Raw genomic sequence first — 15,556 nt, forward strand, 5'->3', positions numbered from 1 at the left:
GATTGCGTGCGCGGCTGCTGGACCCTTTGGCCATCCTCCTGCGAACACCTACGATGGGCTGCAACGACAGCCAACTTGTGTGTCTCCGGTGTGGCGATTCAGCCTGCGTCTGAGTGGGCGAAGTGACGCGTTCCTCGTCTGCGACGTGCACGAGCCTGGGCGGTCAGTCGATGCATGCGCGTCCGATGCGCACCACTGGAGTTATGCGTTCGAACAGTGGCGCCAACAGTGGCACCACGGCGCTGTACTGACCTCGACGCTGGTGACCACTGGCGGATGCCCACACGCTTGGCGTTAGTCATGTTCGGCCCGTCGTGAAGCAATGGCATGGGAAAAGTCAAGAGTTCGAATCCTCTTAGCTCCACAGCGTAAAACCCCTAGTCAGAGCATACTCGATAGGGCGGCATATTGTTCGAATATGTGACCTTGTGCGGATTTCCCCTGGACCACGAAACTGCTGCCCAGGCATTGGTCGAGCCTGCCCGACGAATGGGCGCTGATTACAGCAGCGACGCCTTGGATGTGCTGATCGACGCCAGCCACGGCTACCCCTACTTCCTGCAGGAATACGGCGCCTCGATCTGGGACCTGGCGGCCTCGAGCACCTTCACGGTGTCCGATGCCAAAGCAGCGATCGAGGTCGGCCAAGCGCAACTCGATGCCGGCTTCTATCCGGGACGCTGGGACCGCGCCACGGGCACCGAACGCCGCTACACGATCGCGATGGCAGCACTCACCGATCCTGAACCCATGACCCGAGCCATCGCCGACCACCTCGAGACCACACTGAGCTCGGTCAGTGGCATCCGCGACGAGTTGATCAAGAAGCGCATGATTTACTCCCCCGAACGTGGCCGCGTCGCCTTCACCGTTCCCGGCATGTCCGAATACATCCGCCGCCAGACAGATACTCAGAGCCCTGGTCAAACCGGGCAACCACGTCATGCCGGACCATGATCAACACCAATCCGGTTACCTGCGATTCCCTTCATTATCGCCGGTAATGGAAATCAACAGGTTGCGGATTCTGATCGCTCGCCGTGCGAGGATCAGGCTCATGTCCCCAGCCGAGGTTGAATTTACGCATCACTCTGAGGTTCTGACCGTGGCTCAGCTGCGGGAGCCGGCCGGCCAATCGGACTTTGCACAGGAGCGGGTCCGGGTTGCGCTGGCCTCAGTCGCGGCAGAGAGTGGACATCGGGGTGAATCGGAGATCGACAGCTCGCGCCCCGGCGAGGTCGTCGCCACCTGGCACGCTGCCAATTTTCCTCTCTCCGACATCCTGGACCGGGCCCTCTCGGCAGTCCGCGCCGTAGACCCTTCCGCGAACCTCGAGTCCACTGACGAATCAGAGCAGTGAGAGCTGGTGGCGCGGGCGCGCGGGTCTAGATTTCCTTGGGGCATTCGGACCTGCAGCCATGAATACTCATGCGCGGGCTCAACATCTCGAGTCGCGCCGCACGTCTGAAAAACTGCCCCCCCGGGTTATCGTCTCCGTGTCCCGCCGGTGGTTGTCGGTGGCTTGGCCTGTCGTTGTAGCAGACGCCGGCGCATCCACCGGAATCCGATGACTGCCAGGGCGAAGAGGAAGGCGCCGAGCCATCCCCAGAGGGGGCCGATCGACCAGCCGCCGAGACCGAGTCCGATGCCTGCCATGAGGAGTAGGCCGAGGAAACCGCCGTAGCGTGCGAGTGATTGGCCGCCGAGCCAGGCGGCAACCACTAGCACGGCTGCCAGGATCAGCGAGAACACACCCAGTCCGCCGTAGGCGAGGTCCGAGTCGGCCAGGATCGCTCCGATGATGGCCAGCACTCCGCCGATCACAGCTCCGGCGGCGATGATCAACTCGAGTATGGTCGTCCAGCGGCGGATACGGCGTTCGCTGAAGCGGTAGTCGAGGTCGTTGGTTGATCGTCGACTGTGCCGGCGATTCTTCGATGATCGACTCATGTCCAGTGTCGTCCCGTGTGTGGATTCGCCGGGCTGATTCGCCCCGGGAAGTACATGCTGACATGTTGCCCAACGGAAGTCATGAACCCGTGCTCCCGGCCCTGGAACCGCTTAAGCGACGACACCATCGGGTGTGCCGCTGCGGCTTCGTGGTTTAAGTATCGCCGATCACCGATCGGCGGTGTTCAACGGTCGGTGCGATCGATGCGGAAGACAGCCCCGGGCACTCATCATTGATGAACGATCACCATTGACCCCGTCACAGAGCCTGCCGAACCTCGGGAACCGGGACACGCAGTGGGCTACCGCCACGAGCATTTGATACCTACCGGGGCGAGTGCGGCGTCGCCCGGGCTTCGTTCGGTTCTTCGATCCCCAATGCCGCGTAGTTGCTATCCGACTGGCCTCAAGTGCGCGGCCGCATTGCGTCCGACAGCATCGAGGCAACGGGTGCAGGCCTGCACGAGGACGCTACCGAGCCCCGAACGGGACGCCGGGACCGTGAGTTCGATCGATGTGGAGCCAGGGCGGCGCCGCTCGGTTCGCCGAAGGTCCGGTGGCACCTTACAGGCGAACCTGACCTGGCTAACCTGACCTGGCTAACCCTTTGGCACCGGGTTTAGTGGCTGCGGTGTTGTAGGCGCCAGTTGTTGACCACCAGCAGCATCAATGTGATGGCCAAACTTAGGAACAGGATCCGCATCACAACCAACTCCCCCCAAGACGGAATAGTCAAGATCAGGCAGCTCAAGATCAAGTGCTCAAGATCAAGTGCTCAAGATCAAGTGCTCAAGATCAGATATCCGCCGGTCAGGTGTCGGAGGGCAGTCGTCGAGTCGCCTGCCAGGCGTCCCCCGACAAGCCCAGGCGGGCGACTCAAACGACGTGCCATCCGCGGCGCGGACACCTGCCAAGCAGGTTCTGCACCATGCGAAGCAGGACTCCCCCAAGTCCTGACATCGGCCGCTCGGCCGGACCCGAGGCCTGGTCGAACACGCCAACATCAAGAACCTTAGCAGAGTCGTGTCCAAACTGGACATGTCCGGATTAGGAAATGGACTTTGGTCCCGGGTCGCCCGCCGATCTTCGATCGGTGCAACCAATCCACTCGGGGTCAGGCCCTTTCGTTCCATTGATGTCGCAGACACACGGCGGTTGCCCATCGTTTGGCCCGAAGCGGACCACCGGCGGGGTGGAGTGCCACCCGTGCTCGCAGGGCCGTTGTGCGTCGCTGTTGCTTGGATGTCTACGGGTTCTGGTCGCTCGGGATCGAGTACTCGCAGCACCGGCGGTCCTGGGAGCGGATCTGATCGCCGGTGAGCGGCCAACCACAGCCTGGGGCCGATCACAGCCCGGGGTCGCAACCGGCCCAACACCACCGATCGCCTTGTGGGGGTCGAGGGTGCTGGGCCGGCGTTGAGGATTGCCCGTTGATGATTGCCGTTGATGGTTACCGGGTGGGGTGTTTGCGTCGGCGGATGAGGGCGAGTCCGGCGAGGAGGGCGAGGAGTCCGGTTGCGGCGAGGGGTGCGAGTCCGGTGGGTGTTCCGGTTTCGGCTAGCCCTTCCCCGTTCGTGCCGGTGCCTGTGCCGGTTCCTGTGTTGTTGGTGGTGCAGGTGATGGTGAAGGTGATGGGGTTGGATGGGTCGGAGCTGATGATCAGGGTGTCGAGGGTGACTGCGGTGTTGGTGGTTTGAAGTTGGGTTTGGACGGCGTAGATGGTGTGGGTGCCGCAGTCGAGGGTGTTGGCGGTCAGCGTCCAGGTGCCGTCAGCTCCAACGGTGGCGGTGCCGATCTGGTTGTCACCGTCGAAGATGGCGATGGTCGATCCAGGAGTACCGGTCCCACTGATCGTGGGCGTGGTGTCGCCGATCGTGTTGCCGTTACCGGGGTCGGTGATGACCGGCGGTGTGAGGCCGGCGGCGTCGATCTCGGTGAACTGGGACTGTGTGGGATCGCTGGTGTTGCCGGCTGGGTCGGTTTGGACGGCGGTGATCGTGTGCCTTCCCGGGTCGAGGGGCTGGTCAACCGGGCGGGTCCAGCTGCCGTCCGAGCGGACGCGTGCGGTGCCGATCCGGTGTCCGTCGATCCGGACGCTGACGGTGGCGCCGGGTTCACCAGTGCCGGTGATGGTCGGTGTGGTGTCGGTGATGGCGGCCCCGTCAGCAGGGGTCACGATCGTGGGCGCTGCTGGTGGGGTCGCGTCGGTGGTGAAATCGACCGGATCGCTCGGGTCGGAGGTGTTGCCGGCTGGATCGGTCTGGGTTGCGGTGACGATGTGATCGCCGTCGCCGAGCGGCTGGGTGACACCGATGGTCCAACGTCGGTTGGTGTTGACGATGGTGGTGCCGATCTGATCGCCGTCGACGGTCACGGTCACGGTGGCGCCGGGTTCACCGGTGCCGCCGATCGTCGGGGTGTTGTCGGTGATCGTCGTCCCGTCCGCCGGATCGCTGATTACCGGCGGGGCTGGTGCGGTGGTGTCGATGGTGAAGCGATCCGGGTGGCTGCGTCCTGACCGGTTTCCTGATGGGTCGGTCGCGATCGCGGTGATCGTGTATCCGCCTGGGGTGAGGGCGATCGAGGTGAACGTCCAAGTCCCGTTGCTGTTGGTGGTGGCGGTGCCGAGCCGGGTTCCGTCCTGGTCGGTCACGACGACCGTGGCGCCGGGTTCGGCGGTACCGGAGATGGTCGGCGTGGTGTCGCGGGTTGACGATCCGTCGGCGGGCCGGGCGATCACCGGGGTTTGGGTGGTCGCATCGACGGTGAAGTCGACACTGTCAGCATCGGACGTGTTGCCGGCCGGATCGGTCTGGGTCGCTGACACAGTGTGGTCACCGTCAGCCAGCGGATCCGGAGTATTCAGCATCCAATCGCCGTCACCGTTGACTGTGGCGGTGCCGATCTGATCACCATCCACGGACACGGTCGCGGTCGCACCGGGTTCACCGGTGCCGGTGATGGTGGGTGTGTTGTCAGTGGTTGTCGACCCGTCGGCCGGCTGGGTGATCACAGGCGCGGCGGGTGCGGTGGTGTCGATGGTGAAGTCGACCGGGTCACTGGGGTCGGAGCTGTTTCCGGCCGCGTCGGTGGCGGTCGCGGTCGCGGTGTGACCGCCCGGGGCTAACGGGGTCAGGGGAACGAGTGTCCAGTTCCCGTCCCCGTCGGCGCGGGTGGTTCCGATCTGATTGCCGTCGACCGATACGGCGACGGTCGAACCGGGCTCAGCGGTGCCCGAGATAGGCGGTGTGGTGTCGTTGGTCGACGAACCGTCTGCCGGGTCGGTGATGACAGGTGGATTCGGTGCTGTGGTGTCGATGATCTGGAAACTGTCTGGATCCGATGCCGGTGAGGTGGCTTGGCCGTTGGCCTGGGTCGCGACGATCGTGTGACTACCCAGATCCAACGCAGTGTCCGGGACCAGCGACCAGGTGCCGTCGTTGTCCACGTCAGCAGTTCCGATCGTCGTGCCGGCCTCGGTCACGGTGACCGTGGCACCCGGTGTCCCGGTTCCACCGATCGTCGGGGTGGTGTCGCCGGTGGTCGACCCGTCCGCTGGCCGGCTGATCACCGGCGCGGCGAGGCTGTCACACTCGACACCGCCGGTCGGTGCGGTCGCGGCGGCGGTCAAAGGCAGCAATCCCAAATCCACGGTCACCGCATTAGCGCCGAGGAGATCGATCGTGCCCGTGATCGTGATGAAGGACATGTTGCCCTCACCGGTCGCTCCGGCCGAGGCGTCGTTGAGGTTTCCGACGGTCAACGTCAGATCGGTGGTCGCTACACCTGCAATGTTCAGGGTGATCGGTATCTGACCGCCGGCCTCGAGTCGGACGGCGGGCGCGTTGTCGACTGTGACGTCGACGGCGTAATTGTTGGAGGTGACTGTGCCGGTGGTTCCGTTCGACTGGGCTGTGATCTCCGGCTGGTTCACCACATGGATACCGACCAAACCGTTCAGCAAGCTGCTGTCGGCCAGATTGCCCGAGCTGGTAGCGACGACCGACCCGTCATTCAAGCTCGTCGAGCCCGTTGTGCTCACCGTGCCGAGATCCAGGATCTGCAAGCCAGGCAGGCCGAGTGTCGCGCCGGCCAGCGTGGTCGTCGACTGTGCGATGGGATCACCATCCGGCACACACGCCGAATCACTGGCCCAATGAGTCTGCCCGGTTCCGGAGACCAGGCCGGTATCCAGTACGCCGGGGACATCGACCTGGCCCAATGACTGGTTGTAGGTGTCGTCCGGGGTGGCGTTCGTCGACTCCGCAGCCGCCGTTTCTACTCCGACGCCGATCCCGACCGCGTTCGCGGCCACGTTGGCCGACTCTGCCCGGCTCCGTGGCGTCCCGGTGCTGTCCACGGTGGTCGCTGAATGACCGACAGCCGCATCCAACGTGTCCAAACCCACCGCGTTCAACCCGACCGACACCACGTCACCCGACGTGCTGGCTGAATAGTCAGCAGGCAGCGGGGCCGCGTGCGCCACTGAGGCGGCGACCGTCACCAACCCAGCCGCCAACACGACCGCGAGCAGCCGGGTCAGCACGCGAGACGAGCCACGAGATAGGACTGACCGGGCCGAACGCGCAGAACTGATCTGACGAAGGGCACGAAGGCTAGTAATTAGCACGAAAATGGCAGAACGGTACGCCGAACGATGCGACATGGCGCCTTTCGAGGGGGTCAAGGCGACGAGACCACCCAGCTGCTTGAGCGATCAATGCCCCTACCTTTGAGCAAACTTGACCTGGCACCGACCAATTTTGGAAATACCGTGACCAATCTGTGATCAAGCTGGCGGTTCTGTCAGCTGCAGGCAGCAGTTAAACCTTTGCGTCGGGGAATAGGGCGCCGAACGGCAAAGGATCCAAGGATTTCTTCCAATTCGGAGGGAAACGGTAGTTATCGTGGCAATTGGGCCTAGGGAGCCCAGCGAGGCACACAGAAGGTTCCCCCTTCACAGTTCCGATGCCTCGCACAGTCCCCGCCCGGCCGGCCTTGGTCCCCCGAACACGTGCCGGCCGGGCGGTGGACAACCATGAGTCTCTAAACCCTGCACCCCGGAACATGGTCTCAGACAAGGCCCGCGAGTCGCTGGCCACCAAACTTCAAAGCCCGTGCGGGATGAGGCTGGACGAAGAGACCCTGAACACAACGCACCGTCAGCCCCAACCCAGCCCGAGTCGTTCCCTGCCCGATGATCGTTCCCTCCCTGCTCCGATTCCGCTTGTGGGCCGGGGTGCAGGGCCGAACATCCTCGAACCGCGCTCAGGCAAATGCCATGTCCGCAAGGTCCCCCGTCGAAGAGCCCGACAGCGGGGTTGCTAACTGCAACACCGCGCCAGACTCGGGATTCTCCTATGTGGTTGTGAAGCTGCCGCGTGGTGCAGCCTGCGCTAGCGTTCGCAGGCCCCGGTTGATCGGCCCTGGACTGGAACGTTCGTTGAGCCGCTCACCCCAAGCCGAGCCGTTGAGAGTGCGCGCGGCCTCAGCGGCGAAGAGTTCGGGCTTGGCGTCGTCGGACCGTAGCTGGGAGACAAACCGGGTGACAACGAAGGCGACAATCGGCACCCACCAGTGCACGTTCGTGGACGAGTTGGAGCGCGGAACCACCTGAGCGCCGCGGTGTCCGGCGCCCTGATAAGGCAAAGGTCACTGGTTCAAGTCCAGTTAGGCCCACCCACCTGACAAGGGGAAACGCGCGGTTGTTCTTTCAACCGCCTGGCTCTTTGCCCGAATTTGTCTCTCAGTCGCGAGGTTCGCGGCATAGCCCGCTTGAGGCAAAGGTCAGCCGTTCAGCTCGACCCCGACCACCACGGGTGCTCCGCTGGCACGGTCCAGCGTCCGATCAGTGGGCGGAAAGGGCAACCTGCATGCGCCCGGTTTCATCGCCGCTTCGGTGTGCATCCATGACCGTTTATGCCACGTGTGGCGGGGTTAGAGCGCTGTGTCGGTTTGACCGCGCGTTGACCAAGACAAGCCATCCGGGTGCCGCCTGAGAATGCCCACAGTCCGCGGAACTGTGACGGTGAGGTCTACTCCCACGGTGGTTGGTCGTCCATCTTGGTGTAGTACTTCGCGAGGTGACTCTTGACTCGGGCGATGTCTTTGCTGGGGAGGTCAACGCCGCCCCTGGATCCCTGCATGATTGCGGCTGCGGCCATGACACCGCGCGGGACTGCTCGGAGATGGCCGTCGATGACGTCGGCGATGAGCAACTTGTAGGCGGTGAAGTTGTCCTTGTTGTTCGCGTCGTACCAGACGTGGGCGTTGCGGTAGGCCTCGTTGGGGCCGTCCTGCGCATCCGCCCACTTCCGGACTCGCTTCTCCGCAGCATCGCCGTCCCACGCGCGGTCGCGGTCGGCCAGAGCTAGGTCCTGGAAACTGGTAACAGCCATCATCTGATCCCTTCTTGATCGTCACGCCGATCGACATGTCTGTTCAAGGAGGTCTGTACCCCGTAGCCGAGCTGTGCGTGCGAGAACTAGGTCGGCGTTCCCGTGGTTTTGGTGTCCCGTCGGAACGGGGCGATGTTTTCACAGTCAGGGATCGGCTTGTGAACCCCACTTCGCGGTTTAGACGTCACCGGAGCATGGGCGCCGGGAGTTGGGCTGTGGGGCGCGGTAGGGCAATAGCCGGGTGTCGATCTGCGAATCGGCGGTTCGACCTCCGTGTGGGCTTGTGGTGCAGGATCGACGGCCGGGGGCTGAGATCAGGCCTATGGAGTGAGGCGCGAGTAGGGGAGTGATGAGCATGACGGTGGAGTTAGTCGTGGATCTGTTTGTTTCTGTCGATGGTTGGGCTGGCGGTGATGGTCTGCCTGCCTACTTTGGGTACTTCGGCTCCGATCTGCAGGAGTGGGTTGTGGCCGAGAAGTCGATACCGGAGCTGGTATTGCTGGGTCGGCGGACCTATGACACGTTTCGTACGCTTCCCGCGGGTGCGTGGGTTGATGATCATGCCCATCTGATGGGCCTGGACAAGGTGGTTTTCTCCCGCAAGCTCGAGTCGGTGGAATGGCCGAGGACGCAGGTCTGCCGTGACCTGATTGGGGATGTTCGGCAGTTGAAAGCAGAGGCGGCTACGAGGTTGCGGACCTGGGGGAGCATGTCTGTGGCGGGTCAGCTCCTGGCTGCTGGTCTTGTCGACAGACTGCGGCTGATGCGGTTTCCGCTGCTCGTCGGCCCAGTTGGGCGTCAGCGGGCTTTTGAGAGGGTTCCTCGGATTCCCCTGGAGTTGTTGAGGACTCGAGTTCTGGATGGCCGTCTGATCTTGGATGAGTATCGGCCCGTGGTTTCGGCAGCGCCGATGGCGTGACCGGCGGGACCGCCCCCGCGGAATGCCTCAGACCGTATGACACTCCACGGCATACACCGTAACGCCCACCAGGTGCACTGCCTGGCGTTGGTCATTTGCTTCCGATGAGCAACCCGCTACCAGCGAGCACGGAGCTGGCGCGACGGACTCATCGAGCCTGATCCGGCCGGATCAGCGGGAGGGGTCGTTCCTAGGTGCCGAATTGGTCATCAGTGCGTGTGAACTACCCGACATGAGGTCAATCATCGGTCAGTCGTTTCACTTCAATTGACTAGCCCTGGTGCCCCATGAACCAGCCCTGTCTTGTGCGCGAGTGATGTCTCTGCGCGAACAATTTGGCGGTCTGCGAGGTCCGTCTGTGATGGGGACGGACTGACCTCATGCTCAGGATCTAGAGGCCGTGCTGACTGGGCGCCGTGCGGCGATACGGGCGCGTGGTTAGGGCAGGACAATCGGTATCTCAGCAGCTGAAGGTCCGAGCCGTCCAAGCATTGCGCCCCCGCACCTCGGGATCGGACCGACCTGCCTGGAGAATGGTCAGAGCCGACAACCTACGCCGCGAAGGAGTCGAGATGATGACAGCACAGGGCCGTCGAGGCCGACGGCTCGCCGCAATCGCGGTGACCGTACCCGTCGCGGCGGTAGTCGCAGCCGCGGCAATTCTCCGACGCCTCATCAACGGCTACCGCGACCCGTGGAAGCAACGCGTATCCGAAGCGGGATTCGTGCTGAAGAGGACACTGATCGGCGAGCTCGATCTTAGCTACGCCGAAGGGCCCGATAACGGTCCACCGCTCGTGCTCCTGCATGCCCAGCACATGGATTGGTTCAGCTACAGCCGCGTCCTCCCCCGCCTCTCGCAGCGGTTCCACGTCTTCGACATCGACTACCCCGGCCACGGCGGCACCGTCGTCCCGCCGGACTATCCGATGACAGCAAGCCGGATCGGCGCCGATCTCGCGGCCTTCATCGAGAACGTGATCGGCGAGCCGGTCTTCGTCACCGGAAACTCCTCAGGCGGCCTGCTCACTGTGTGGTTGGCTGCGAACCGTCCCCAACTTGTTACCGCGATCGTGCTGGAAGACCCGCCGTTGTTCTCGTCCGAATACCCCCGGATCAAGACAACGATCGCCGACCGCTCCTTCGCCACCTGCGCCCAGGCCGTGAGTGACGGACTTACGGCCGCCGACGACTTCCTGCTCTATTGGATCGACAGCAACAAGAAGTTTTTCACCAACAACATCGCCCCTGGAGCCGCCAGACTGCTTGGTGCTGCCGTCAAGGCCTACCGGCGCGCCCACCCGGGCGAGCCCGTGGAAGTCGGCTTGTTGCCCAACGACACCGTCCGCCTCCTCCTGCGCGGCATGGACCGCTTCGACCCGCGATTCGGCGCCGCCTTCCACGACGGCACCTGGAACCAGCACTTCGACCATGCTGACGCTCTTACCAGGATCGGCTGCCCCGCGCTGCTGCTCCAGGCCGACTTCACGATGCTCCCTGACGGCACCCTCAATGGCGCCATGAGCCGCGACGACGCAGACAGAGCGCTCTCCCTGCTCCCGCTCCACAGCTACAGCAAGATCGACGCCACCCATGTCATCCACCTTGCCGAGCCGCAGCGATTCACCGACATCCTGGAGGGGTTCTTCCTGTGAGATGACCCGCGGCCGAGAGTCGGGTCGTATCGCCGCCGTCTCAGTCCGATGGGGACGGAGCCAACGGGAACGACCAGACTCTGCGCTGCCCCTCCGGACCCAACCGATACACCAGCGATGGCGCCCGTTGCCCGATCGTCGATCAAGTAGCTGATGCATGCGTGGCCGATCACCCGGATCACAAGGGGTCCGTGTCCGTCGTCCTTACAGTGTAGGCGCGGAGTGTCAGACGGGCCGAGGGCATTCGTCGCGGGACGGTCCGGGCGCCCGGCTATTCGACCGGTATATGCCACTGCGTGCTATGGGCGCCCGGTGTTTCGCGAAGCCGAGCCGTCGAGTAGTGCGCGCGGCTTCAGCGGTGAAGAGTTCCGTCGTCGGGTCGTAGCTGGGAGACAAACTGGTGACAACGGGGGCGACGGATCGACATGTCTGTTCAAGGAGTCTGTACCCCGCAGCCGCGCCGGGCATGCGACACAGCTGGGCGCTCGTACGCGCCGTCCCACCGACAGTCCCGCACCGCCTTCAGTCGCAATCACATCGCTTCCTTGACCCCGCGACGGATGAGCCACCGGTTGACCGGGTACGCGGTGAAGAAACCCAGGGTCATGGACAGCTGCATCAAGAACCAATACGTGGCGGTCGTCTTGGGTAGCGGGTTGGAGAAGAGGAACAGCTGGTAGATGATCATGCCCGCGAAAAGGCCGATCTGGAAGGCAATGATCGACAACGTGTCGGCCTTGATCGCTTCCTTGATTCCTTGGAGCGGGCGGAGTTCGCGCATCGGCACGATGGTGAAGTACTGGAAGATGATGCCGAGCAGCCAGGCAAGGACGAAGTCGAAGACGATATCGGCGTAGAGCGCCGTGCCGGCGATGGTGATGCCTAGAGCCAGGACCGACCACTCCGCGACGATGTCACCTAGCGTGCAGCCGGCGCCGCAGTGAGTTACGGCTTCGGCCGTCTGATCCCAGCTGACCCGTGGTAGACCTTCTTCTCCGCTCAGGCTGGTTTCTCCCGAGCCGGTGTGATGCTGATGCCGGTTATGTCCTCCGCTGCGTTCGTCCGGGCGTTCTGGGTGCCGGGTGGTCAATTTGGTCGATTTGCGACGTCCGTACTTGCGGTAGAACCAGACTGCGGCGGGACCGAGGTAGAGCGCGGTCGTTGGATAGACGACTTCCATGATCGTCATTTTCTGCCGGTACCGGTTTATGTAGATGTCGTAGAGGATGTACGCGGCACTGGCGAACGCGGCGATCAGCGAGATCCATCCGAGGACGTCCAGCCACTGAGGCGGGGTGCTGTGCGGTTCCATGGCGACTTCCGTACTCCTTCGGGCTCCCGGCGTGACGATCGTGTGTTCCCGATCGACTCATACCCGGGGTGGGTATATCGAACCGCTCGCGACGGGTCCTGGGACGTCTGCCCGTCGGCGCCCAAGAAGGTAGCTGAGGGATGCCAGGTCGCACCGTGCTCCGCCGTCAGGCCGCCACGGCGCCCGATGCCGGCAACGAATGCGTTGATCTGCGCCTGGTTCCTCTGGTCAATCGTCCGGAGTCGTAATCGATGTCCCCCCAGCGATCGCTGCCACGGCGAGCCCACGGCCATTGCGTTCTGTCGACCTGAGATCAGCTCACGATCGTTCGTTGCGTGGGGCGGCTGTTGGCTCAAGTACGAGTTGGACCAGCGGCAGGTTGCTGTTGTCCTCGGTGATCGGTGACCCGATGAGATTTTCGAAGACGGGTTTGAGTTGTCGCCAGGCACGGGGGTGCTGGTCGGCGTACCGGTGCAGGATGGGGCCGACTTGTCTTTGATCGAGGACGGTGGCCGCCGCTGGCCTCGGGCGGTGGCTGCCAATGACGACTCGGACGTGCGGGTCGTGTTGGATGTTGCGTAGCCATTGGGCGCGGTATCCGAATCCGGATGCCACGATGTATCGGTGGGGTGCCGGGTGGTCGATGACCTCCAGGACCACGTAGCGCCGAGCCCCGGTTTTGCGGCCGATGTGTTCGAGCATGAGTAGCCGTCGGCCGAATACCACGCCGAGCCGGGCGCGGTAGATCCAGATGGGTGCCCGGACGGCTCGGCGGTTGTGCAGCAGGGAGCCGGCCGCCGTTGCGGTTCGGCTGCGGAGATTCATGATCGGCCGTTTGGGGATGTTGGGGTTATGGAGCGGCGCGGTGGTCGTCGGGCGACGATCTGTCCTGCAGTCGGGTCGGTTTGTTGGGCTGTCAGGACCTTCTGGTGCGTGAGCCAACCGACCAGGTTGGCCCCGGCCTCGTCCAGGACCGGCACGGATACGTACGCGGTCTCCAGTGCTGACAATGCGTCCTGAAGTGTGTCCGTGGTCTTGACGGTCTCCGGATACTCGACGACGGATGTGAGGGCGTGCTGGTCGTGGTCGCCGTCTGCCAGTGCGTCCGCCACGGTGCGGGCGGTGACGACGCCGAGGTAGGCGCCTTCGGCGTCGATCACACCAAGTTGGCCGTGCGGTGAACTGGTGAGCTTGCCTGCCACCCCGATCAACGGTGTGCCGGCATCCAGCAGGGCTCCGACGGGCTCCATGACCTGGCCGACAGCGGTTTTGGCCATGGTCGGGTTGTGCGGTTGGTCGATGTCGACGCCACGGCGCAGCAGTTTGCGGGTGTAGATGGTGTCGTGGGAGAGCAGGTGGCTCAGTCCGGTGGCCAGGATGATTGCTGCCATCAGCGGCAGGATGATCGAATACTCGCCGGTCAGTTCGAACATGATCACGACGCCTGTGATCGGCGCTCTGGTGGCGCCGGCGAACACGGCTCCCATCGCGATGAGTCCGTACGCGCCTGCTGGCCCGGAGACTCCGGGAAGCAGGTGGTGGACGAGTTGGCCGTATGCGGAGCCGAGCATGGCGCCGACGAACAGGCTGGGGGCGAACACGCCGCCGGAGCCGCCGATTCCGATGGTCAGGCTGGTGGCGACGACCTTGCCGATCAGGAGGATCAGAAGCATGGCGATCCCGTACTCGCCGGCGATGCCAGCTCCGAGAACGGGGTAGCCGACGCCGTACATCTGTGGCAGGACGAGCAGCAGGCCGCCGAGCACCAGGCCGCCGGCCGCTGGTCGGGCCCATTCCGGTGCGCGGGTCCGGCGCCAGGCCGCGTCGCAGAGGTCCTCGATCCCGTACAGGGCTTTGCTGAATGCGACTCCGACGATCCCGGCGAGCAGTCCGAGCACGGCGAACAGTGGATATTGGGCCAGGTGGCTCACGGTGAACACCGGAAGAGTGAGGAACGGGCTGTTGCCGAGTGCCGCCCGGCCGATGACACTCGCGGTCACCGAGGAGGCGACGACCATGCCGAAGGCAGCGGCGGTGAAATCGCGCAGGATCAACTCCATCGCGAAGAAGACGCCGGCCAGTGGCGCGTTGAAGGTGGCCGCGATGCCACCCGCGGCACCGCACGCGACGAGCACCCGGAGCCGCGGCTCGGTGACCCGGATGATCCGGCCGAGGGTCGAGCCGAGTGCCGACCCGATCTGCACGATCGGTCCCTCCCGGCCGACCGATCCGCCTCCGCCGATGCACAGGGCGGAGGCGACCGCCTTGACGACGGCGACCTGTGGGGCGATCCGCCCGCCTCGGCGGGCGACAGCGAACATCACCTCAGGTACGCCATGCCCTCGCGCTTCGCGAGCAAAGCGTTGGACAAGTGGGCCGTAGATCAGCCCGGCAACGATCGGGGCGAGGATGACGAACCAGCGACCCAGCCCGGGCACGAGAGGATTGGCGGCGCCGGGAACGGCCGAATAGTCGGGATGCCCGGACAGGGCCAGGGTGAAGGTCTTGATCAACCAGCGGAAGGCGATCGCGCCACCACCGGCTCCGGCTCCGACCACCAGCGCCAGGAACAGCAGCCCGGCGTTGGCCGAGCGGATCCAGTTCAGTCCTCGGCCGACGCCGCGTTGGACCGGCACTGGTTGCTCGGAAGACCCGGGACTACCGCTGCCGGTGGTCGTCAGCAGGGCGGAGGAGGCGCAGCCGTTGGTCACTATTGCATTATGCAACGATTGCGGTGTGCTACGAAATTGGCGGCGGCGGCTCGCAGGTGTTGGGATGGGGAAGAGCGCGACACTATGAGCAACATCAGGAATGGAGAAACGTGCCAGGCACCCGCAGATCCGGAGCAGCCGCCAAGAAGGACGAATCCAACGATGAACTCGTCACGGCACTTCTTACAGCATCGCGCGCGCTCGTCGCGGTCGCTGCCCGGTCGCTGGCCGAGCACAACGAGTCGGTCACCATCGCACAGTTCCGGGCTCTCGTGGTGCTCGGGAACCAACCGGATCTGAGCCTCAACCAGCTGGCCGACCAACTCGGCGTGAACCCATCGACGGCGATGCGGATGATCAACCGCCTCCTCAGGTCAGAACTCGTAACCCGGCGGGACAATCCGGACGATCGCCGCGAGATCCTTCTGGCGCTCACGGCCGCCGGTCGGGAAATCGTCGACACGGTCACTCGCCGACGGCGATCCGAGATCAACCGCATTGTCGCCGCGATGCCGGCCCCGCACCGCGGCGAGTTGATCACGGTGCTGCACGCCTTCGCTGAGGCGGCCGGTGAACCCGAGGCGCAGGTCAGTGCGTTGGACTGGTAGACG

At 64.1% G+C, this 15,556-nt stretch carries 10 protein-coding genes; 4 read left to right on the forward strand and 6 right to left on the reverse strand.

Going from position 1 to position 15,556, the window contains the following annotated elements:
* The first annotated feature begins 420 nt into the window (after positions 1-420).
* The gene (locus tag IEY07_RS21060) at positions 421-957 is read left to right on the forward strand and encodes a DUF8462 domain-containing protein (protein ID WP_188897585.1); all 537 of its coding nucleotides are present in this window, start codon (positions 421-423) and stop codon (positions 955-957) included.
* 528 nt (positions 958-1,485) lie between these two features.
* On the opposite strand, the gene IEY07_RS21065 is transcribed toward IEY07_RS21060, so the two are convergent.
* The 3 genes from IEY07_RS21065 to IEY07_RS21075 all read right to left on the reverse strand — a co-directional run bounded on the left by IEY07_RS21065 (position 1,486) and on the right by IEY07_RS21075 (position 8,351).
* Positions 1,486-1,950: a hypothetical protein gene (locus IEY07_RS21065; protein ID WP_188897587.1), complete on the reverse strand. Its 465-nt coding sequence runs from the start codon at positions 1,948-1,950 to the stop codon at positions 1,486-1,488.
* A 1,450-nt stretch (positions 1,951-3,400) separates the two neighbouring features.
* Positions 3,401-6,496, reverse strand: coding sequence for an Ig-like domain-containing protein (locus IEY07_RS21070; RefSeq protein WP_188897589.1), 3,096 nt, complete (start codon positions 6,494-6,496; stop codon positions 3,401-3,403).
* A 1,489-nt stretch (positions 6,497-7,985) separates the two neighbouring features.
* The gene (locus IEY07_RS21075) at positions 7,986-8,351 is read right to left on the reverse strand and encodes a hypothetical protein (protein WP_229670451.1); all 366 of its coding nucleotides are present in this window, start codon (positions 8,349-8,351) and stop codon (positions 7,986-7,988) included.
* Between the two features lie 346 nt (positions 8,352-8,697).
* On the opposite strand from IEY07_RS21075, the gene IEY07_RS21080 reads away from it, so the two are divergent.
* Together IEY07_RS21080 and IEY07_RS21085 are read left to right on the forward strand one after the other, a co-directional pair.
* Positions 8,698-9,267: a dihydrofolate reductase family protein gene (locus IEY07_RS21080; protein ID WP_188897591.1), complete on the forward strand. Its 570-nt coding sequence runs from the start codon at positions 8,698-8,700 to the stop codon at positions 9,265-9,267.
* Between the two features lie 572 nt (positions 9,268-9,839).
* Positions 9,840-10,922: an alpha/beta fold hydrolase gene (locus IEY07_RS21085; protein WP_229670453.1), complete on the forward strand. Its 1,083-nt coding sequence runs from the start codon at positions 9,840-9,842 to the stop codon at positions 10,920-10,922.
* Positions 10,923-11,454: 532 nt separating this feature from the next.
* Here IEY07_RS21085 and IEY07_RS21090 read toward each other — a convergent pair.
* From IEY07_RS21090 to IEY07_RS21100, 3 genes are all read right to left on the reverse strand, one after another.
* Positions 11,455-12,234, reverse strand: a complete 780-nt coding sequence (locus IEY07_RS21090; RefSeq protein ID WP_188897593.1) for a DUF4396 domain-containing protein — start codon at positions 12,232-12,234, stop codon at positions 11,455-11,457.
* A 318-nt stretch (positions 12,235-12,552) separates the two neighbouring features.
* Positions 12,553-13,059 (reverse strand): nitroreductase family deazaflavin-dependent oxidoreductase, encoded by a 507-nt coding sequence (locus IEY07_RS24600; RefSeq protein ID WP_188897595.1) that lies wholly within the window; start codon positions 13,057-13,059, stop codon positions 12,553-12,555.
* Positions 13,056-14,945, reverse strand: a complete 1,890-nt coding sequence (locus tag IEY07_RS21100) for a chloride channel protein (RefSeq protein ID WP_229670455.1) — start codon at positions 14,943-14,945, stop codon at positions 13,056-13,058. Before IEY07_RS21100 ends, IEY07_RS24600 begins: the two co-directional genes overlap by 4 nt.
* Before the next feature lie 110 nt (positions 14,946-15,055).
* Between IEY07_RS21100 and IEY07_RS21105 the strand changes: the two genes are divergently transcribed.
* Entirely contained in the window at positions 15,056-15,553 is a 498-nt protein-coding gene (locus IEY07_RS21105) for a MarR family winged helix-turn-helix transcriptional regulator (protein WP_188897597.1), read from the forward strand.
* Positions 15,554-15,556 lie beyond the last annotated feature (3 nt).

The organism is Microlunatus endophyticus (assembly GCF_014646195.1).
Classification (GTDB): Bacteria; Actinomycetota; Actinomycetes; order Propionibacteriales; family Propionibacteriaceae; genus Microlunatus; species Microlunatus endophyticus.

Coding starts and splice junctions, on each gene's coding strand:
- IEY07_RS21090 (WP_188897593.1), bottom strand. CDS start 12,234: ATGGAACCGCACAGCACCCCGCCTCAGTGGCTGGACGTCCTCGGATGG.
- IEY07_RS21085 (WP_229670453.1), top strand. CDS start 9,840: ATGATGACAGCACAGGGCCGTCGAGGCCGACGGCTCGCCGCAATCGCG.
- IEY07_RS21080 (WP_188897591.1), top strand. CDS start 8,698: ATGAGCATGACGGTGGAGTTAGTCGTGGATCTGTTTGTTTCTGTCGAT.
- IEY07_RS21075 (WP_229670451.1), bottom strand. CDS start 8,351: ATGATGGCTGTTACCAGTTTCCAGGACCTAGCTCTGGCCGACCGCGAC.
- IEY07_RS24600 (WP_188897595.1), bottom strand. CDS start 13,059: ATGAATCTCCGCAGCCGAACCGCAACGGCGGCCGGCTCCCTGCTGCAC.
- IEY07_RS21065 (WP_188897587.1), bottom strand. CDS start 1,950: ATGAGTCGATCATCGAAGAATCGCCGGCACAGTCGACGATCAACCAAC.